This is a genomic window from Agrobacterium sp. CCNWLW32 (assembly GCF_037083425.1).
Lineage (GTDB): Bacteria > Pseudomonadota > Alphaproteobacteria > Rhizobiales > Rhizobiaceae > Agrobacterium > Agrobacterium radiobacter.
The window spans coordinates 230,992-245,540 of sequence record NZ_JBAOJM010000001.1 but is presented as its reverse complement, the minus strand read 5'-3'; the positions used below and the strand labels follow the sequence as shown (position 1 = coordinate 245,540).

At 55.4% G+C, this 14,549-nt stretch carries 31 protein-coding genes and 1 pseudogene; 24 read left to right on the top strand and 8 right to left on the bottom strand.

The genetic code is table 11. The annotated features are described in order from the left end of the window. Window positions 1–178: 178 nt before the first annotated feature. From V6R85_RS01360 to V6R85_RS01350, 3 genes and pseudogenes are all read right to left on the bottom strand, one after another. A pseudogene (locus V6R85_RS01360) lies at window positions 179–880 on the bottom strand (DNA cytosine methyltransferase); the annotation flags it as partial. After that, window positions 877–1,077 (bottom strand): hypothetical protein, encoded by a 201-nt coding sequence (locus tag V6R85_RS01355; RefSeq protein ID WP_336376967.1) that lies wholly within the window; start codon window positions 1,075–1,077, stop codon window positions 877–879. The pseudogene V6R85_RS01360 and the gene V6R85_RS01355, both read right to left, overlap by 4 nt. Continuing rightward, entirely contained in the window at window positions 1,078–1,653 is a 576-nt protein-coding gene (locus V6R85_RS01350; RefSeq protein WP_336376966.1) for a DUF551 domain-containing protein, read from the bottom strand. It lies immediately after the preceding gene. 437 nt (window positions 1,654–2,090) lie between these two features. Between V6R85_RS01350 and V6R85_RS01345 the strand changes: the two genes are divergently transcribed. Then, the gene (locus tag V6R85_RS01345; RefSeq protein WP_336376965.1) at window positions 2,091–2,366 is read left to right on the top strand and encodes a hypothetical protein; all 276 of its coding nucleotides are present in this window, start codon (window positions 2,091–2,093) and stop codon (window positions 2,364–2,366) included. 34 nt (window positions 2,367–2,400) lie between these two features. Here the strand turns inward: V6R85_RS01345 and V6R85_RS01340 are convergent, their stop codons facing one another. The 5 genes from V6R85_RS01340 to V6R85_RS01320 all read right to left on the bottom strand — a co-directional run bounded on the left by V6R85_RS01340 (window position 2,401) and on the right by V6R85_RS01320 (window position 3,999). Further along, window positions 2,401–2,595 carry a hypothetical protein gene (locus V6R85_RS01340; protein WP_336376964.1) on the bottom strand — a complete coding sequence of 65 codons (195 nt, stop codon included), beginning with the start codon at window positions 2,593–2,595 and terminating at the stop codon, window positions 2,401–2,403. A gap of 97 nt (window positions 2,596–2,692) precedes the next feature. After that, window positions 2,693–3,073, bottom strand: a complete 381-nt coding sequence (locus V6R85_RS01335; RefSeq protein ID WP_336376963.1) for a DUF2493 domain-containing protein — start codon at window positions 3,071–3,073, stop codon at window positions 2,693–2,695. Further along, the gene (locus V6R85_RS01330; RefSeq protein ID WP_336376962.1) at window positions 3,070–3,405 is read right to left on the bottom strand and encodes a hypothetical protein; all 336 of its coding nucleotides are present in this window, start codon (window positions 3,403–3,405) and stop codon (window positions 3,070–3,072) included. The genes V6R85_RS01335 and V6R85_RS01330 overlap by 4 nt, the downstream gene beginning before the upstream one ends. Window positions 3,406–3,520: 115 nt before the next feature. After that, window positions 3,521–3,739 carry a hypothetical protein gene (locus V6R85_RS01325; RefSeq protein WP_336376961.1) on the bottom strand — a complete coding sequence of 73 codons (219 nt, stop codon included), beginning with the start codon at window positions 3,737–3,739 and terminating at the stop codon, window positions 3,521–3,523. Then, window positions 3,736–3,999, bottom strand: a complete 264-nt coding sequence (locus V6R85_RS01320) for a carph-isopro domain-containing protein (RefSeq protein WP_336376960.1) — start codon at window positions 3,997–3,999, stop codon at window positions 3,736–3,738. The genes V6R85_RS01325 and V6R85_RS01320 overlap by 4 nt, the downstream gene beginning before the upstream one ends. Window positions 4,000–4,062: 63 nt before the next feature. On the opposite strand from V6R85_RS01320, the gene V6R85_RS01315 reads away from it, so the two are divergent. From V6R85_RS01315 to V6R85_RS01205, 23 genes are all read left to right on the top strand, one after another. Then, window positions 4,063–4,749: a LexA family transcriptional regulator gene (locus V6R85_RS01315; RefSeq protein WP_336376959.1), complete on the top strand. Its 687-nt coding sequence runs from the start codon at window positions 4,063–4,065 to the stop codon at window positions 4,747–4,749. A gap of 624 nt (window positions 4,750–5,373) precedes the next feature. After that, a complete protein-coding gene (locus tag V6R85_RS01310; protein WP_336376958.1) occupies window positions 5,374–5,541 on the top strand; it encodes a hypothetical protein in 168 nt (55 codons plus the stop codon). Window positions 5,542–5,591: 50 nt separating this feature from the next. Beyond that, window positions 5,592–5,819, top strand: coding sequence for a hypothetical protein (locus V6R85_RS01305; protein WP_336376957.1), 228 nt, complete (start codon window positions 5,592–5,594; stop codon window positions 5,817–5,819). A 35-nt stretch (window positions 5,820–5,854) separates the two neighbouring features. Next, window positions 5,855–6,265 carry a hypothetical protein gene (locus tag V6R85_RS01300; RefSeq protein WP_336376956.1) on the top strand — a complete coding sequence of 137 codons (411 nt, stop codon included), beginning with the start codon at window positions 5,855–5,857 and terminating at the stop codon, window positions 6,263–6,265. Further along, entirely contained in the window at window positions 6,265–6,642 is a 378-nt protein-coding gene (locus tag V6R85_RS01295) for a hypothetical protein (RefSeq protein WP_336376955.1), read from the top strand. The genes V6R85_RS01300 and V6R85_RS01295 overlap by 1 nt, the downstream gene beginning before the upstream one ends. Continuing rightward, window positions 6,639–6,845: a hypothetical protein gene (locus V6R85_RS01290; RefSeq protein WP_336376954.1), complete on the top strand. Its 207-nt coding sequence runs from the start codon at window positions 6,639–6,641 to the stop codon at window positions 6,843–6,845. The genes V6R85_RS01295 and V6R85_RS01290 overlap by 4 nt, the downstream gene beginning before the upstream one ends. Window positions 6,846–6,881: 36 nt before the next feature. Beyond that, window positions 6,882–7,238 (top strand): hypothetical protein, encoded by a 357-nt coding sequence (locus tag V6R85_RS01285; RefSeq protein ID WP_336376953.1) that lies wholly within the window; start codon window positions 6,882–6,884, stop codon window positions 7,236–7,238. A 22-nt stretch (window positions 7,239–7,260) separates the two neighbouring features. After that, window positions 7,261–7,731 carry a helix-turn-helix domain-containing protein gene (locus tag V6R85_RS01280; protein WP_336376952.1) on the top strand — a complete coding sequence of 157 codons (471 nt, stop codon included), beginning with the start codon at window positions 7,261–7,263 and terminating at the stop codon, window positions 7,729–7,731. Between the two features lie 23 nt (window positions 7,732–7,754). Then, the gene (locus V6R85_RS01275; RefSeq protein ID WP_336376951.1) at window positions 7,755–8,078 is read left to right on the top strand and encodes a hypothetical protein; all 324 of its coding nucleotides are present in this window, start codon (window positions 7,755–7,757) and stop codon (window positions 8,076–8,078) included. Further along, window positions 8,078–8,326, top strand: a complete 249-nt coding sequence (locus tag V6R85_RS01270) for a hypothetical protein (RefSeq protein WP_336376950.1) — start codon at window positions 8,078–8,080, stop codon at window positions 8,324–8,326. The genes V6R85_RS01275 and V6R85_RS01270 overlap by 1 nt, the downstream gene beginning before the upstream one ends. Next, window positions 8,310–8,522, top strand: coding sequence for a hypothetical protein (locus tag V6R85_RS01265; RefSeq protein WP_336376949.1), 213 nt, complete (start codon window positions 8,310–8,312; stop codon window positions 8,520–8,522). Before V6R85_RS01270 ends, V6R85_RS01265 begins: the two co-directional genes overlap by 17 nt. 162 nt (window positions 8,523–8,684) lie before the next feature. Further along, window positions 8,685–9,239 (top strand): Rad52/Rad22 family DNA repair protein, encoded by a 555-nt coding sequence (locus V6R85_RS01260; RefSeq protein ID WP_336376948.1) that lies wholly within the window; start codon window positions 8,685–8,687, stop codon window positions 9,237–9,239. After that, window positions 9,240–9,653 carry a single-stranded DNA-binding protein gene (locus tag V6R85_RS01255; RefSeq protein ID WP_336376947.1) on the top strand — a complete coding sequence of 138 codons (414 nt, stop codon included), beginning with the start codon at window positions 9,240–9,242 and terminating at the stop codon, window positions 9,651–9,653. Beyond that, window positions 9,653–10,066, top strand: a complete 414-nt coding sequence (locus V6R85_RS01250) for a hypothetical protein (protein ID WP_336376946.1) — start codon at window positions 9,653–9,655, stop codon at window positions 10,064–10,066. Before V6R85_RS01255 ends, V6R85_RS01250 begins: the two co-directional genes overlap by 1 nt. After that, window positions 10,063–10,458 carry a hypothetical protein gene (locus V6R85_RS01245; protein WP_336376945.1) on the top strand — a complete coding sequence of 132 codons (396 nt, stop codon included), beginning with the start codon at window positions 10,063–10,065 and terminating at the stop codon, window positions 10,456–10,458. Before V6R85_RS01250 ends, V6R85_RS01245 begins: the two co-directional genes overlap by 4 nt. Then, the gene (locus V6R85_RS01240; RefSeq protein ID WP_035198509.1) at window positions 10,455–10,658 is read left to right on the top strand and encodes a hypothetical protein; all 204 of its coding nucleotides are present in this window, start codon (window positions 10,455–10,457) and stop codon (window positions 10,656–10,658) included. Before V6R85_RS01245 ends, V6R85_RS01240 begins: the two co-directional genes overlap by 4 nt. Further along, complete coding sequence (locus tag V6R85_RS01235; protein ID WP_336376944.1) at window positions 10,658–10,852, top strand: hypothetical protein; 195 nt, start codon at window positions 10,658–10,660, stop codon at window positions 10,850–10,852. Before V6R85_RS01240 ends, V6R85_RS01235 begins: the two co-directional genes overlap by 1 nt. Next, the gene (locus V6R85_RS01230) at window positions 10,849–11,250 is read left to right on the top strand and encodes an HNH endonuclease signature motif containing protein (RefSeq protein WP_336376943.1); all 402 of its coding nucleotides are present in this window, start codon (window positions 10,849–10,851) and stop codon (window positions 11,248–11,250) included. The genes V6R85_RS01235 and V6R85_RS01230 overlap by 4 nt, the downstream gene beginning before the upstream one ends. After that, on the top strand, window positions 11,247–11,696 hold the full coding sequence (locus V6R85_RS01225) for a hypothetical protein (RefSeq protein WP_336376942.1): 450 nt from the start codon (window positions 11,247–11,249) through the stop codon (window positions 11,694–11,696). Before V6R85_RS01230 ends, V6R85_RS01225 begins: the two co-directional genes overlap by 4 nt. Then, the gene (locus V6R85_RS01220) at window positions 11,686–11,859 is read left to right on the top strand and encodes a hypothetical protein (RefSeq protein WP_336376941.1); all 174 of its coding nucleotides are present in this window, start codon (window positions 11,686–11,688) and stop codon (window positions 11,857–11,859) included. The genes V6R85_RS01225 and V6R85_RS01220 overlap by 11 nt, the downstream gene beginning before the upstream one ends. After that, entirely contained in the window at window positions 11,846–12,457 is a 612-nt protein-coding gene (locus V6R85_RS01215; protein WP_336376940.1) for a hypothetical protein, read from the top strand. The genes V6R85_RS01220 and V6R85_RS01215 overlap by 14 nt, the downstream gene beginning before the upstream one ends. Before the next feature lie 438 nt (window positions 12,458–12,895). Next, window positions 12,896–13,864 (top strand): tyrosine-type recombinase/integrase, encoded by a 969-nt coding sequence (locus V6R85_RS01210; RefSeq protein WP_336376939.1) that lies wholly within the window; start codon window positions 12,896–12,898, stop codon window positions 13,862–13,864. Window positions 13,865–14,167: 303 nt separating this feature from the next. Next, complete coding sequence (locus tag V6R85_RS01205; protein WP_003509967.1) at window positions 14,168–14,509, top strand: hypothetical protein; 342 nt, start codon at window positions 14,168–14,170, stop codon at window positions 14,507–14,509. The last annotated feature ends 40 nt before the right edge of the window (window positions 14,510–14,549 follow it).

Sequence of the window (14,549 nt, the reverse complement as noted above, 5' to 3'; positions counted from 1 at the left end):
CATGACGGAGTTCAGCCTTTGTGCGATCTTGCGCATGGTGTTCTTCTGCATCTACAACTCCGTCCAATTTTTGGGGAACCCCATTAGCCACTCGACCCACGTCGGGTTCAACTGCCCACTGGTTTCGGATACTACCATGGAGAGCATCGCCTGCTTTCCCTTCTCTAGTCTCCTTTTTATGGCTGGAGATGATAGATTCCCGCGATCTCGATTGTCTGATGCGCTCGGCGTCGGCCATTTCTTCGCATACGCCGGCAAACCGTTTCTCGGATTCTCCGTGTCGAAGTTCCCGCGCTTCAAAGCATCGTTCGCCCTCGGCGTCGGGATTGATGCCAAAAAGTTCCTTGGCGAGCGACCCGCTGAGCGGAGCGCTACCGCCTTCGTGTTGCTTGCCTCTGGGGTTGGCAACAATCCATATGCGGTCTCGTCTGTGAGGGGCACCAACGGCACTCGCCGGTATGCAATGCCATTCCGCGTCATACCCGATCGAGGCCAAGTCTCCGAGAACGGTTCCCAGCCCTCTACTAAGCAGCGCTGCCACGTTCTCCAGCACGGCCCTGATGGGTCGTACCACGCGAATGGCTCGAATGACTTCCCGGTAGAGTCCCGAACGGGATCCGGCAAGTCCGGCGCCGACACCTGCAAAGCTGAGGTCTTGGCATGGGAAACCGGCCGTGATGACATCCGCCTCACCCTCTCTGAAATCCATTGTGGTTACATCTTCGTGGCAAGGAACGCCGGGGAAATTCTTTTCAAGGACAGCGCGAGCGTGCGGCTTCATTTCGCAAAATCTGACAGTCTCGAAACCACCAGTCCGTTCAAGACCAAGGCTGAAACCACCAATTCCGCTGAACAGGTCGAGGACACGAAGCTTGCTCATGCCTTCCCCCGCTTCTGCGCCTGCTCGTAATCGACGCGGATGGCCTCAAGCATGGTCAGGTGGCGTTCCTTGGCCTCGATGTCGTTCTCAGGCCATGGGCGCTTGGTTCCCGGTCCATGGTCGGCGAGCCATTGGCGCTTCTGGTGTATCTGGGAGGATAGGAAGTCTATCTTGGCTTGGAGGTTGGAGGGGGTCATTTATCCCTCCTGCTTTGCGGGTGCTGCGGGGAGAGGCATCCAGTGGGTGGGTTCAAGTTTGTCGCTGTCCTCGCGATCTCTCCACCCTTCAAAGCTCCAGCATCCAACCACTACGTCGCCGTGCCAGTTTGGGCTGGAAAGAAGCACATCGCTACCATCCTTCGGCGCAGTCTCAATCGGCTGCCACCCCGCCACGTCCTGCACCTGTGCGGAGAGGGTGGACTTATAGAACGCCTCAAACTCGCGAAGGCACGCCATCTTCATTTCTTCGGTGAAGGATACACCGCGAAGCATACCCTTGATGTTCTGATACCATACAGGTTCAAGTTTACGCTCTGGGCAGCATGAAATAAGCTCCGGTCGCTTCGCTCTTTCTTCCGCCAATCTAGCGTCATCCCACGACGAGCCACATCCTTCACAACGGAAGCTAGTTGCCTCTGCGGACAGGACGGCTTCGAGGGCGGCGCGTATTGCAGGCTCGATCCAGCCCAAAAGCTGCCAATCTTCTGCACCCGTGTCCTTCCTGTAGGCCTCGACGGCGTGCTTTACCATCTCATCAGTTACCTGCATCGCCATCCTCCTCATCCTTCAGTTCAGGCGCGATTGCGAATGCCAAGCGCCTCGCGAAACGCAGCAACCAGCGTGCGAACGAGACGCGTATCTTCCCCGCCGAGGAGAGCGGTTGCTCTTTCGATTGCCACGTCATTCTTCCGCAACTCCTCTCGTGCGTAGGTAAGTCCGCTCACCGCTTCGACGCGGAATAGCTCGTTTGGTTTGATTGAAATTCTTGGATCAGCGTACCAAGTGTCGCGCGTTCTCGTGTAAGACCACCCAAGGTCTCGAGACGCCTTCCTGATACGTGTGCTGACATTGCCGAACTCAGGAGGCGCTATTTTCCGCCGCAAAGCATCCTGGCAAAACTCAACCGTACTCATATTGGATTTCTCCGACCGAAAATCTGACATTTACGAAAACTCCTGTGGTTATCTTCTCCTCGTAGACAGGAGATGCAGATGGGCCACAGGCATGAAAATGATGGGATCGCAGGCAAAGCTTGCAACGATGTCCGCGATCCCGGCCCGCCGCATCAGACGAACCTAATTCCGTTTCCAAAGAGCAATCCGCCGCCCCGCTCTTTGGATGCTGATGGCGAGCCGCACTTGCCATCAGCTTTCATTCAGGTCGGAGAAGCGATCGCGCCAGTTTTGCTTAGGCTGCGTGGTGGCTTTCCGAGGATAAAAATGCGGGCTGGCACCCGGGAGGAAGGAGACGATACCAGCCCGCTTTGAGCGCGATGGAGGCTTCAGCGCTCAAATTCGATATTCATGACGCGCTTTTGACGACGCGATAGAATTGGATTTCGTCACTGCCCCAGAACTCAGAATACCAATGAGCCGGGATAACTCTCGTCTCCTTGTGTTCGAGGCCGCGAAACCTGACCTGAACGAGGACGTCATCACCAACCGGCATTCCGGATCCGTCATGTTCGATCCAGTCGGAAACTTCCTGACCGCTCATCGCTCTGCCTTCTCTCGGTTAATTCGGTCTACCTCTGCCATTAGCTCAGCTTGGAGGGACTGCATGTTGATGGGTTTGGGCTTGGGAGGGCGAGTGGTCATGCGTAAACCTCTGCGCGAATGACGCGGACGCCGTAACTTTCAGCGAGGCCAATCATGTTTTCAGTTCCCCTTCCGCCGGGAAGAGCGATGACGAAATCAGGCTTATGAACGTCCAGCATCATCCGGTTGCGAATTGGTCCTGCAGACTTTCCGTGCTTCTTCCAATCCGCCTTGCAGATGACAACAGGGATGTTTTCGCTCTTGGCCCATTCGCCAGCACCCTCATCCGCGCCACGGCAACCGCCATGGATGATTTTCTCAATCGTGAAGTTGCTGAGGCCAGATGCAAAACTCAGTTCGTCCAGAGCGTTACGCTCCAGCCAGTTCCAAGCATCAATACGGTCCACGTCACGACCGCCGCAGATCAGGACTTTCATGCCGTCACCTGCTCTTTCGAGGGGGTGAGCATCGCCTTGAAGACCGAAATATCAGTGCTGCGAGTTTTCACCGGTCGGAAACGGCGCGGGTCATATCCAGATTCATAATATTCACCCTTGTATCTGGAGTTTCCTCGCTTAACCTCTTCAAGCCTCACCAGAACGCATTCCCACAACTCATCCCAAAAAACGCTGCGAATGGTGTATGTTTTGCCCTCAACGATTTCACCAAGAGTTGTGTTAACGACCCTTGCCCCATTACGTGGCGCTTCAAATCGTACAGCCGCATCAACGCAAACTACCTTCTGCCCAACTGTGAAATTGCACTCCATCAATCCCACTCCTCGTTATCCGGGTCTTCTTGGTTGGTCTTGTAGGCGATGAAAGCGATAGCGCCGATGAAGGCGAACAGGCTTGAGAGGAAGCCGTAAATTGCGAACTGCCAGATCACGATGCGCTCTCCTCTTGCTTTGCGAGTTCGAACGGATGAATTGGGGTGATGAACGGCTGCCACGAAACCGGAGCCTCATTGGTGGCCAAGCCAGAGAACCGGGCTGGGCCAATCTTGTTTTCAATCCAGTACGATTTGATCACCCGGCCGCACTTCGTTGCCAGCCACACGTAATCGCCCGTCTGGGCTTCGGTGATGTTGGTGGACCATGTCATGCTGCAGTTTCCTTCTTCGCAAGCGCAGCTTCGGCGCTGAGGAAAGCCATGCGTTCCATTGTCAAATCACCGCGACCGATCTCCCTCGCCCCATCGACAAGCGCGGGCCAGTATTCCACCGGGATATTGTTGCGGCGCTTCATTTCAGAGACAGCAGAAGGGCCAACGCGCAACACGCTGGCCAGCTTCACATTCGAGCCGAATGCGGCAAATACGCTTTGGAGGTCGGTGAGTGGTGCTTGTGTTTCCATAACACCCATACAACACTATTCGTGTCGTATAGTCAACATGTTTCGTGTTGCGTGTTGCGATATGTTGAAATCATGATGGAAAAAACCGATCGGCTCAAAGCCGCAAGAGAACAAGCCGGGTATAAATATGCTTCAGATGCTGCAAAGGCTCTGAGCGTTAATGCCTCAACCTATCGCGCTCACGAGAATGGCCAGAACGACTTCGATCTGGCAGAGGCAACTGTGTACGCCAAGAAGTTCAACGTTGACCCGTTGTGGATCATGACGGGCAAGACTGCCGACACACTCCTAACCGAAACTCAACCGCTTCAAGCAGAAGTTTATTCGCCAAATGCTAAAATAGGCGATAGAGTGGTAGGTCTCGGTCGAAAGATAAAGGTCTACGGCCGTGCTGTGGGAGGCGTAGACGGCGAGTTTGATATGAATGGGAGCGTTCTATACGAGACGATGGCGCCGCCGGTGCTGTCTGATGTTCGCGGAGCATATGGCGTTCAGGTGTCCGGCGATTCGATGTCTCCGCGATATGAAGATGGCGAGGTTTGCTTCGTAGATCCCGTGCGCCGCGTAAAGAAGGGCGACTATGTTATCGCCCAAATTCGGACGGAAGAGCATGGGCCCATTCTTGCCTATGTGAAAAAGTTCATTCGGCATAATGCTCAGGAATTGGTCCTTGAACAGTTCAATCCGCCGAAGCTTCTAACCTTCCCTGCAAATCAGGTTCATTCTGTCCACTATATCGCATTAGCTGGGAATGCTTAGGCATAGTTGTATCAAAGACGGGGGGTGAGGTTATCACTTCCATTCCGTCTTATTCCATAGTCAGAAGCTAAGCCAAACACGCATTATCGACCAGGCTGAGACCCGGATGCTCCCGGGGGTATCTTCAGGGGCCTGCGCTCCCGGCTGGTGGCTTTCGCCTAACCTCACCACTTGCGTCGTTTATCCACCCTTGCGGGGCGTTCAGGGCCGTCCGAGCCCGCGTGTCATGCCTTATGCCAGTCCAAATATCGGTTAGCCCGAAAAAATCGCGGCATCTCGATACGAATGCTCCGATTTTCGGGAGATCGGCAACTCGTTGGGAGGTTTTTGCTTTGAATTTTGCGACCGTAATGATATAACGGTTGCATCAATTTGGCGACGGGAAAACTTCCCACGGTCAAACCGTCACCAACAGCCCGCCCGAGCTAATCTCTCGTGGCGGGCTTTTTATTTTTACCCTTTGATTCGACATTTCGCAACACGCCGCGTGTTTTTATTTTGCCGCTCAACACGATTTATGTTGACACGTTTCGTGTTGGGTGTATGCTGGCCATACACAAGCAGCGACGAAGCATCACCAACACCCGCCGATCTCGCTGCCACCACAAGAACCGGAGATGAGCGATGGCATACACATTCGAAATGAACGGCAAGTCTTACCAGACGGACAAAGATACGCTCGAAGTTATTCGCTCCGTTATGGCTCCTGCCAAGGCCTCCAACGATTTCTCAGCCGTCATCGCTGTGATGACTATTGGGGAAAAATACGGACGTATCAGAGAGTTAGCTTAACCGGCTCCGGGTTGGCTCACAATTTAATCTAAACCACTGGAGTGGAACCTATGAAAAAAACACCAGAAGAAATCGGACGCTTTCGCGGGCAATTCAGAACAGCGAGCGGGTTCAAGGTCACTGCATCGTTCGACAAGAGGCCGGGTGGTACTTGGAAAATCTTCTCGGTAGGGGGCATCGGTGTACCGACCCAACTCCTCCCATTCCAAATTTCTAGGCTTCCTGGCTGTGAGTTCCCCTCGCTTGAGGAAGCCAAGCTAGCCGTCAAGGCCGCCTGATCTCCAATTCGATCTCAACCACTGAGGATGAGCAAATGACTTACGTGAAAGTCGCAGTTTCCTACGCAGACCTAAATGAGGCGCTGGTTTCGCGTCTGAAGGCTGCCGAAGCAGAGCTTATCAAGGTTCGCGAAGAGGCTCAGCAGGAGTTTCTGAAAAGCCCGAAGGGCGTCGGTACACTGGCAATCGACTGCCAAGAATACAGGAAATCTTCCATCCAGTTCAACTGGCCGGAACTCACTTCGACAATCCCGACGCACGGTTTCGGCCTCACGGTCAAGGTGCAGGAGGACTTCAAATCGAACCGTTCTCAGAGCCTGCAAATTGGAGAGAAGACGGTAAACATGCTCCTGAGCGGCAAGCTCCTGAGCGAAGGTGAAAAGAAGGCTCTCCTGAAGCGTATCGGCGTCGATCTCGACAGCCTGACCGAAACGGCAGGTGCGTGATGACCAAGCCAGCTTACACAATCGGCGCAGATGAAATGCTTCTCATCACCGTTCGCTGGAATGACGGCGACACGGTTCTTCTGGAAACGCCGGTCAAGTTCTACACGGCAGAGGAAATCCAGTCGCTGATCGATGAGACGGTTTCCGAGCGCTGCGATGTGGTCGGCGTCGATCTGTACGATTTCGTCGCCAAGAAGGGCCAGTCGATTGCCGACGAGTTCGACGTTCGGACGTGGAAAGAGCGCGTCAATGACGACAAGCGGGATCAGGCCGAAGAGGAAGAACAGGCCGTCCACGTCGCCTACAACGCGATGCGCAACAGCTTCAACCCCATCGTCCACGGCACCGTCATCGGTCGTCTGGAAGCGGCTGAGTGACTGACATGGAACAGAAAGAACTCATCACCATCGAAGGCCGCGATTACCTCAAGTTCTGGCCTCGAAAGCTTTCTGACCCGGTAACGGACGGCACACTGCGATGCATCTTCTGCGGCCAGATTGACGAACCGGAATTTCACGAAGCCGACAAGTGCTGCGCCTGTCCCGAGTGGGATGGCGTCAACCGCCAGTCCGCCGAATAGCCGACCCGCATAGGGCTTCCGACAAGGGATAGGGAAATGGAACAGATAACGCGTGATGCTCTGGAAGCATCAATCAAGCATTGGCAAGAGATAACAGAGGTTACCGCATACAATCAGGTCAATATCGGCCCTGATGATTGCGCACTTTGCCAGCTGTTCAACATCCACGATGAAGATAACGAAGACCAGAACTGTATCGGCTGCCCGGTTCGAGACGCCACAGGCAAGCGGTATTGCAAAGATTCCCCATACCTGCGGGTGAACAACATCAAGATTTCGTGGTGGGAGGGGAAGTCGAAGCTGGAGGATTTCATTGCTGCGGCTAAGGACGAGCTCGATTTCCTGATCTCGCTTCGTTCCACGGACAGCTCTCTCCCATCCCCCACCAAGTAACCACAGCACAGCGGAGAAGAAGATGAGCGAACGCGCTGATCGGCACCCAATGATTACCGCTCATATGGCGACATACATTTCGGTTCGCCGTCATGAGCTTGGCTTGTCGCTTCAACAGGTCGCTGAGCGCTGCGGATCGTCCAAGGCTCACATTTGGGCGCTAGAGCGGCGCAAGTCCAAGAACCCCACGCTGTGGCTCATTCTGGCGCTGTGTGACGCGCTGAATTGCAGCCTCAATTCATTGATCGGGGCGGATGTCTCGCAGCCAATGTTCTCCGAACAGGAGATGGCTTTGATCGACGCTCACCGCCGTATTTTCGACAGGCAAGCGAAGGAACGCCTTCCATATGATTTGAGGTTGCAGGTCGGGAAGGCCTTGGACCGGCTTGTTTGCGACGACAGCACACCGGAGCAGGTAGACAAATTCATCGGCATTTTCTCGGAATTTGGCCTGTCTATCTCATCCACCAACCCACCGGCTTTGTCAGAGTAACCCGAGATATAAAGGGGCAGGAAATGAAACGCATAGTTGGAGCATGCCTCAGCCAGTTTCATGGCGACGAGGATAATTTCGAGCTTCTCGTCGCATACTCGGATGGTCGGGAAATTGGCAACGTCGTGTCAAAGGCCGTGGCGCAGACCATCGCCAAGGATATGGCTGATCAGCTTGGGTTGAGCGGTGTCGAGCAAGAAATGATGGAGGCCCTGAGGGAAGCCTACTCGACGCTCACCAGCAGCGATGCTTTTGATCTGTCTCCCATCGTCGGAAGCGATAACCCTCATGAGCATGCCGCTGGACTTGTCGCCGCCGCCATCGCCAAAGCAGAAGGCCGCTCGTGATGCCCTCCGCTTTCTCCACCACCAACACACAAGAAGCGGATGACCCGACCGAGATCATCATCCGGCTCCGCAATTGCGAAAAGCAGATCGACCAGTTCAACGCAGATCTTCGCAAGGGCGTCACCCGCCTCATCACCGGGCTTCTCACCATCGCAATCATTTCAGCGTCGTTCCTGTTCGTCGGCATGCCAAAGGCTGAGCGGATGGCGCTTATTGATCAGGAGAACGTTCATGTTGCAGCCAAATGAGTATCGCGCTCATGCGCAGAAGGCATACGACGACGTTGAATATTACGAAGCGGAGGCCGAGCAATCGGACGAACCGCGCCGGTCAACGCTCCTGAAGTACGCCAGACAGCGGCAAGAGGATGCCGAGTTCTATCTTTCCAGAGCTTTCATAGCTGAACACTCGGTGCAGCGCCATTCCATACAGGCCGCAGCATGACCCCGACCTTTTGCACCGACTGCGAATTCGTCGTCGCGGAATCTCGCAAGCGCAGCCCGACCGGCTGGCTTTGCCTGAAACACAAGCGGCTTGAGGGCCAAGGCTTCGTCCACCCGGAATACTGGTCAAACGAGGAGCCTTACCTTCGCTGCAAGGACGTTAATGCGGGTGCGTGCCCGCTCTTTGAAAAACGCAGGGAGAATGAAAATGGATAGCGTATCGCTTGAACAGCTACGCGACCTTCATCGGCCCTTCAATGCCGATCAGGTTCACTGGCGCGCCCAGATGGTGACGAAGGCCCGCGGTGAAGGATATGCCGCCCTTGCGCTGGCCTATCTTGATGCTCGCGACGTGATGGACCGCCTCGACCAAGTGTGCACGCCTGCCTTCTGGCAAAGCGAACATTTCGAGGCAGGGAAAGACCGCCTTGGTTGCCGTATCGGCATTTTCATCAACGGCCAATGGGTTTGGAAATCCGATGGCGCCGGCGACACCGACGTTGAGGCCGAAAAGGGCGCGTTCTCCAGCGCTTTGAAACGTGCCGCCGTGTCGTGGGGCATTGGTCGCTATCTCTACGATCTCGGTAATACCTGGGTGCCCTGCGAGGCGACCGACAATCAGGGCAAGCCCCGTTTCAAAAAATTCACTGAAAATCCATGGGATCACGTTCGCAATAGGGCGGCGTTCCTCCCGAAGCTCAATAAGGAGGCCGCATAAATGCAGACGCTCATCATCGCCGGAAACGTTGGCAAAGACGCGGTACTGCGCCGCACGAATGAAGGGGAGCCGGTTCTGGGCTTCTCCATCGCCGTTGACAACGGCAAGGACAAGAGCGGCAATGACCGGCCTTCGACGTGGTTTGACTGTGCGGTATGGGGCAAGAGGGCCGAAGGCTTGGCGAAGCATATCGTTAAGGGTTCGAAGCTCACGGTTTCCGGCCGACCGACCGCGCGCGTTCACGACGGCAAAGCCTATCTCGGCGTCAACGTCGATAATCTTACGTTCATGGGTGGCGCCAAGCCTGCCCAGCGCCAAAGCGATGAGCAGGACCGCGACAGTTACGGAAATCAGCAGCCGGCCAACTTCGGGGATATGGATGATTCAATCCCCTTCGCTGCGGAGTTCCGCTGATGAAGACCGAAAACCCGCCAGTTTACTGCCTTCGCCGTGGCGACACCCTCATAGGTGAAATGGAAGCCGACCGCGAATGGATACGCCAGCAGCCGCACGACATGCGGATTAAGGTGGAACTCCGCACCGGTCGATCGCCGCAGCGCCTTCGGTTCTATTGGGCATTTCTCGGCAAGGTCGTGAAGGCCACCGAGTGTGCACCGACCGCCGAAAGCCTGCACGCGCTCGTCAAGATGGAAACCGGCTTCACCACGCCGATCAAGGTTAAAGGCTACACAGTCCTAGTGCCGGCCAGCGTTTCCTTCGGCTCCATGAGCGAACCGCAGTTCGAACAGTTCCTTGAAAACGCGATCCGCTTCATTGCCGAGACGTTCGGCGTGACGCCAGAGCAAGCATTCTCGGAGGCAGCATGAGCATAGATATCACCTATGAGTACATCGCTCCAGAGGGAGAAATTACTCGTCACATCTGGACGGCTGTAGGGGAAAATGGCGCAGTTCATGTTTGGGCTGAACCGACGGCGCCACTTATCACCCATCGCTGGGGCGAACTTTATTATGGCGGCATCGAGATACATAGCCGGAAGCCGCTTTATGATTTCGGGAGCCAAGAGCCGAGCCACAGCGACTGCTGGCTGCTCAAATGCCCATGCTGGCATGACGGCTCCAGCCTACAATTCTCTGAGCAGGTTGAACCGTTTCTTCGTGAGGCCGAACTTCCATTTAGCAATCACGTCCATGAGTACGTGAACGCCATCATGTTCGACTGGTACAAATCTCGTTTTGCTGCGGAGGAAGTTCAATGAACCGCTTAATCCGCCGCGCCATCCACCACTGGCTCGCTTGGAAGTCGAGACGGAACCTTGCCCGTGAATACAACTGGCAAACCGAGATCGACGCCGAGATCCGACAGGCAAAGCAATCCCACGGCAAGACAGGACGTGTCCGCGATCTGCAGCGCCGCAAGCGGGACATGATGACACGCGCGCTGGGAGGGCAGAGGTGATGAGAAGCCCAACCGAATACACCACCACGCCATTTCTCGGCATGCACGTGATGAAGGTTGATCCCGGCACGGTCATCACAGATGAGCGCAGCGGACAAGAGGCCACGGTCGAAGACGACACATTCGTCACCAAGGGGAACGTGATCTTCTGCACTCAAAAATTTTACGACAGGCTCAAGGAGGAAATCCAATGAGCCGGCGCGAGTTCACAAAAAAGACGCAGCGCGAGGCCTTTACCCGGTCCGGCTTCAAGTGCGAGGCGGTCGGAGCCATGTACGGGCTGCCCGCCGGCCAGCGATGCAATGCCGATCTCGCTCACGGCGTGGAGTTCGATCACATCGTTCTCGACGCCAACTCCAAGGATAACAGCCTGGAGAATTGCGCGGCGGTCTGCATCAAGTGCCATAAGTGGAAGACGGCGAACCACGATATCCCGATGGCCGCCAAGACGGTTCGCCAGCAGGACAAGGCGCGTGGCATCAAGACGAAGCCCGCAAAGCCACTGCGCGGCCAGCCCTTCCCCAAATCCGAAAAGCCCAAAAAGGCCGTCGTCTACCGGCCCGTCACGTTCTATCGCGAGGATACGAGATGACCGAACACGAACGCATCTGGCTCGAACCAGCGGGTGCACCCGATCGATGCTGGTGCCAAGATAACCAGTGGGGTGATGAAGGCGTCGAATACGTTCTGGCCTCCGCCCTCGAAAGCTTGCGGCGCGACCTTGCCGCTTGCCAAGAGCAGGCGGTGAAGGACGGCAACGAGATTAGCCGCCTCAAGGATTGGCAGGCTGGCGCTATCTCTTGCCGGGAAGCAGAACAAGCCCGCATCGATGAATACAAGGCCCGAGCCGAGGCAGCAGAGGCCGAGGTGAAGCTTATCCGAGAAGCGGTAGGCGAACTGCTGGATCAAGCTGAGCACGTCTGCCTTGGCGCTCATACGCCAGCCAACATCAAGGAGGCTGCGAGAAATTTGGCAACCCCGATCAAGAATGTTCACACAGCCCTCGCCAGCACAGGAGGCGAACACCATGCAGAGTGAGAAAACATGGAACCTCTTTCCTCGAATTGAGAATGCAAAAACAGAGTGGCTTAAAGCTTTGAGATATGCGGCAAGCACCAGCGCCAGCGACAGGGAGCGCATTGAACGGGTCTTGATTGAGCGAGAAATGCAATCGTTTGGAGGCGAAAATGGTCAGCGATAAAATGATGACGGCTGCGGTTGCGGCTTATGTAAAGGTAGATAAGAAATGCCGCCCCGCTGCTATGCGCGCCGCCCTCGAAGCCGCCCTGTCCGCTGTGGAGCCACAGCCCGCGCCATCCGTGGCAGTGAAGGCTTTGGAGTGGCGACAAAATACCATTGATTTCGAAATATGGAGTGCGGAAACAATCCTTGGCCCTTACAACGTCATGAAGATTGTGAACAGGTGGGATGTGTCTCGGTACACTCTCCACAAGATTGGATCATTTAACGAATTGGATGAAGCCAAAGCCGCCGCCCAAGCCGACTACGAGGCCCGCATTCGCTCCGCCCTCTCCGCACAGGTGCAGGACGTGGCGAGGAGTGTCATCAAACTTGGAACTTACGGTAGGGCATACGACCGACCGGAAGAGCGGCGGGCTTACACGTACGAGCATCAGCCGGGAAATATCGAAGCGTACAAGCTTGGCCGCGCCTGTTCAGACATTCACTCCGGCGGAGATTGGATAGATCGAGGCCTCAACCTTTTGAACGCCCTCCAGCGTGAAGGGTTCGGAGTTTTTGAGCTTCCCGCAGCACCCGCAAAGCAGGAGGGCAAATGACGGTCTACAGCGCAAAAACGGGTCACCGTTACATTGATCCGGTCAATGGCAGATCGCGCGTCAAGTGCGCTTGCTGCGGGAACAGAGCAACTCATCTGCTGATGGCAGATGGCGCGGCGATGGGGACCGGGTGCGAGCTTTACGAGCGCCGATGGGTAAAAAACTACGACAGCGCGCTAAAGTCTCTGCATCGCCTTAAGACGGCGGCCGGCCGAGCGGCGCTTGAAAGGAGCGAGGGATGACGAGCCTGCTTGACCAAGCCATATCGCCATCGGCCGCCGTTGAAAAAATGGCGGCTTGCGGTATCCACCTTTCCGAACGAACATTGAGAGAGCGAGCCCGACAGCTTGGCGCCTGCCGTGTCATCGGCAAAGCGATGTTCCTCATGCCGTCCGATATCGAGACAATCATCAATTCCGCACGACCGGAGCCTAACGAATGCCCAACCTCAAAAAGCGCGGAGACATCTGGCACTACAGTTTCACGGTGGACGGAAAGAGATACAGAGAAACTTCTGGAACGGGTGACAAGCGGCTCGCGGAAGACATCGCGATCAAACACGAAGACAGGGTCCGTCGTGCCGCTGTCCACGGCCAGGAGGCAATCCTAACCTTTCCAGAGGCGGTGGCCGAATATCTGAATGACGGCAAGGATGGGCGGTTCACAGCACCGCTCATTCGTCATTTCAGGAAGTGGAAGGTCAAGGACATCACCGGCCCGGAAATCCGCAAGGCCGCCAAGCTCCTGTATCCCGATGCCCAGCCAGCGACATGGAACCGGCAGGTAATAACGCCCATGCGCGCCATCATCAATCATGTGGCCGAAGCCAAGCGTTTGCCCAAGATATCGGTGAAAAGGTTTAAGGAAGAAAAGAAACGTCGGCCGGCGGGAAACTCAGATTGGCTGAACGTCTTCAGCAAGACCGCCAAGAAGCTTGATATGCCGGAAACTGCCGCAATGGCTCGGTTCATGTTTGAAACCGCCACCCGTGTCTCTGAGGCTTGCCGACTGACATGGGATGATGTGAACCTACAGCTTGGTGTAGCCTACCTCGCCAAGACCAAAACTGAGCCCCGGAAAGTGTTTCTGACGCGCTCGATGGTGATCGATCTAGCGAACATCAGGAGCCGGTATCCGATCCTTGTCTTCGGCGCTGCAAACCGATCCACAGCGAAGAAGAGATTTGACAAGGTAATCGACAAAGCTGGATTGAACAGGCTCACCAGCCATGAAATCGGCCGCCATGGATTTGCGACTGAAATGATCCGACGCAATGGCGTGGATGTAGCGACGACTGCAGATCACGGCGGTTGGAAGTCGCGCAGGCTGCTTATGGAAACGTATGTGGAGGGGGATGCCGACCGGGAAGTTATCGACCGGGTTTTTGGCAAGAAAGAACGCCGTTGACACACGATTGGCACACGACGATTTTTAGAAAAAATAGATTGACCGAAACAAATAATGAAATCAGTTACTTAGGGATGGTGCGGGAAAGTATTAAAACTCCCTTAGCAGGGGAGCGCCTTCGACCACTCGGCCACCTCTCCGGTGCGGCCTGATTATTGCTTAAAAAAAATGATTGCAAGGCTTTTTCGCCAAGAAGCACAAAAACCTGTTGGCTGAACATCGCCCCCGCGAAACTTTGCGGGCAATTCGGGAACTTCTTGACCGACCGTACGTTCTGCCTTCGGTAACAAAAGAGGTGTTCTAATGGCTCAGACCAAACTGAATGTTGTCGAAGACACGATCGAAAACCAGATTGCGGAGTTGCGTTCGCAGATCGCATCCCTCTCCAAATCCGTATCCGCCCGCGCGGAAGGGGTGAGCGAGGATGCATCCGAATTTCTGGATGAGGCGCGCGGACGCGTCCGCAAGGCCGCGCATAATGTACGCGCTCAGGGCCAGAATGTCGTGGAAGCCGTAAAGGAAAATCCCGGTACGGCAACCTCCCTGCTGACGATCGTTGGCGCACTCGGTTTTGCCATCGGTTATGCCGTCGGCACAAGCACACAGCAGAACTCGTCGAACAGCAGCCTTTATCGCTGGCGCTGATCGCTGCATGGAATTAAAATTCAGGCAAGGCGGGTCAACC

What these genes read in the sequence shown, in the direction of transcription:
- V6R85_RS01355 (WP_336376967.1), bottom strand. Translation starts at nt 1,077, where the DNA reads ATGACCCCCTCCAACCTCCAAGCCAAGATAGACTTCCTATCCTCCCAG.
- V6R85_RS01350 (WP_336376966.1), bottom strand. Translation starts at nt 1,653, where the DNA reads ATGGCGATGCAGGTAACTGATGAGATGGTAAAGCACGCCGTCGAGGCC.
- V6R85_RS01345 (WP_336376965.1), top strand. Translation starts at nt 2,091, where the DNA reads ATGGGCCACAGGCATGAAAATGATGGGATCGCAGGCAAAGCTTGCAAC.
- V6R85_RS01340 (WP_336376964.1), bottom strand. Translation starts at nt 2,595, where the DNA reads ATGAGCGGTCAGGAAGTTTCCGACTGGATCGAACATGACGGATCCGGA.
- V6R85_RS01335 (WP_336376963.1), bottom strand. Translation starts at nt 3,073, where the DNA reads ATGAAAGTCCTGATCTGCGGCGGTCGTGACGTGGACCGTATTGATGCT.
- V6R85_RS01330 (WP_336376962.1), bottom strand. Translation starts at nt 3,405, where the DNA reads ATGGAGTGCAATTTCACAGTTGGGCAGAAGGTAGTTTGCGTTGATGCG.
- V6R85_RS01325 (WP_336376961.1), bottom strand. Translation starts at nt 3,739, where the DNA reads ATGACATGGTCCACCAACATCACCGAAGCCCAGACGGGCGATTACGTG.
- V6R85_RS01320 (WP_336376960.1), bottom strand. Translation starts at nt 3,999, where the DNA reads ATGGGTGTTATGGAAACACAAGCACCACTCACCGACCTCCAAAGCGTA.
- V6R85_RS01315 (WP_336376959.1), top strand. Translation starts at nt 4,063, where the DNA reads ATGATGGAAAAAACCGATCGGCTCAAAGCCGCAAGAGAACAAGCCGGG.
- V6R85_RS01310 (WP_336376958.1), top strand. Translation starts at nt 5,374, where the DNA reads ATGGCATACACATTCGAAATGAACGGCAAGTCTTACCAGACGGACAAA.
- V6R85_RS01305 (WP_336376957.1), top strand. Translation starts at nt 5,592, where the DNA reads ATGAAAAAAACACCAGAAGAAATCGGACGCTTTCGCGGGCAATTCAGA.
- V6R85_RS01300 (WP_336376956.1), top strand. Translation starts at nt 5,855, where the DNA reads ATGACTTACGTGAAAGTCGCAGTTTCCTACGCAGACCTAAATGAGGCG.
- V6R85_RS01295 (WP_336376955.1), top strand. Translation starts at nt 6,265, where the DNA reads ATGACCAAGCCAGCTTACACAATCGGCGCAGATGAAATGCTTCTCATC.
- V6R85_RS01285 (WP_336376953.1), top strand. Translation starts at nt 6,882, where the DNA reads ATGGAACAGATAACGCGTGATGCTCTGGAAGCATCAATCAAGCATTGG.
- V6R85_RS01280 (WP_336376952.1), top strand. Translation starts at nt 7,261, where the DNA reads ATGAGCGAACGCGCTGATCGGCACCCAATGATTACCGCTCATATGGCG.
- V6R85_RS01275 (WP_336376951.1), top strand. Translation starts at nt 7,755, where the DNA reads ATGAAACGCATAGTTGGAGCATGCCTCAGCCAGTTTCATGGCGACGAG.
- V6R85_RS01270 (WP_336376950.1), top strand. Translation starts at nt 8,078, where the DNA reads ATGCCCTCCGCTTTCTCCACCACCAACACACAAGAAGCGGATGACCCG.
- V6R85_RS01265 (WP_336376949.1), top strand. Translation starts at nt 8,310, where the DNA reads ATGTTGCAGCCAAATGAGTATCGCGCTCATGCGCAGAAGGCATACGAC.
- V6R85_RS01260 (WP_336376948.1), top strand. Translation starts at nt 8,685, where the DNA reads ATGCGGGTGCGTGCCCGCTCTTTGAAAAACGCAGGGAGAATGAAAATG.
- V6R85_RS01255 (WP_336376947.1), top strand. Translation starts at nt 9,240, where the DNA reads ATGCAGACGCTCATCATCGCCGGAAACGTTGGCAAAGACGCGGTACTG.
- V6R85_RS01250 (WP_336376946.1), top strand. Translation starts at nt 9,653, where the DNA reads ATGAAGACCGAAAACCCGCCAGTTTACTGCCTTCGCCGTGGCGACACC.
- V6R85_RS01245 (WP_336376945.1), top strand. Translation starts at nt 10,063, where the DNA reads ATGAGCATAGATATCACCTATGAGTACATCGCTCCAGAGGGAGAAATT.
- V6R85_RS01240 (WP_035198509.1), top strand. Translation starts at nt 10,455, where the DNA reads ATGAACCGCTTAATCCGCCGCGCCATCCACCACTGGCTCGCTTGGAAG.
- V6R85_RS01235 (WP_336376944.1), top strand. Translation starts at nt 10,658, where the DNA reads ATGAGAAGCCCAACCGAATACACCACCACGCCATTTCTCGGCATGCAC.
- V6R85_RS01230 (WP_336376943.1), top strand. Translation starts at nt 10,849, where the DNA reads ATGAGCCGGCGCGAGTTCACAAAAAAGACGCAGCGCGAGGCCTTTACC.
- V6R85_RS01225 (WP_336376942.1), top strand. Translation starts at nt 11,247, where the DNA reads ATGACCGAACACGAACGCATCTGGCTCGAACCAGCGGGTGCACCCGAT.
- V6R85_RS01220 (WP_336376941.1), top strand. Translation starts at nt 11,686, where the DNA reads ATGCAGAGTGAGAAAACATGGAACCTCTTTCCTCGAATTGAGAATGCA.
- V6R85_RS01215 (WP_336376940.1), top strand. Translation starts at nt 11,846, where the DNA reads ATGGTCAGCGATAAAATGATGACGGCTGCGGTTGCGGCTTATGTAAAG.
- V6R85_RS01210 (WP_336376939.1), top strand. Translation starts at nt 12,896, where the DNA reads ATGCCCAACCTCAAAAAGCGCGGAGACATCTGGCACTACAGTTTCACG.
- V6R85_RS01205 (WP_003509967.1), top strand. Translation starts at nt 14,168, where the DNA reads ATGGCTCAGACCAAACTGAATGTTGTCGAAGACACGATCGAAAACCAG.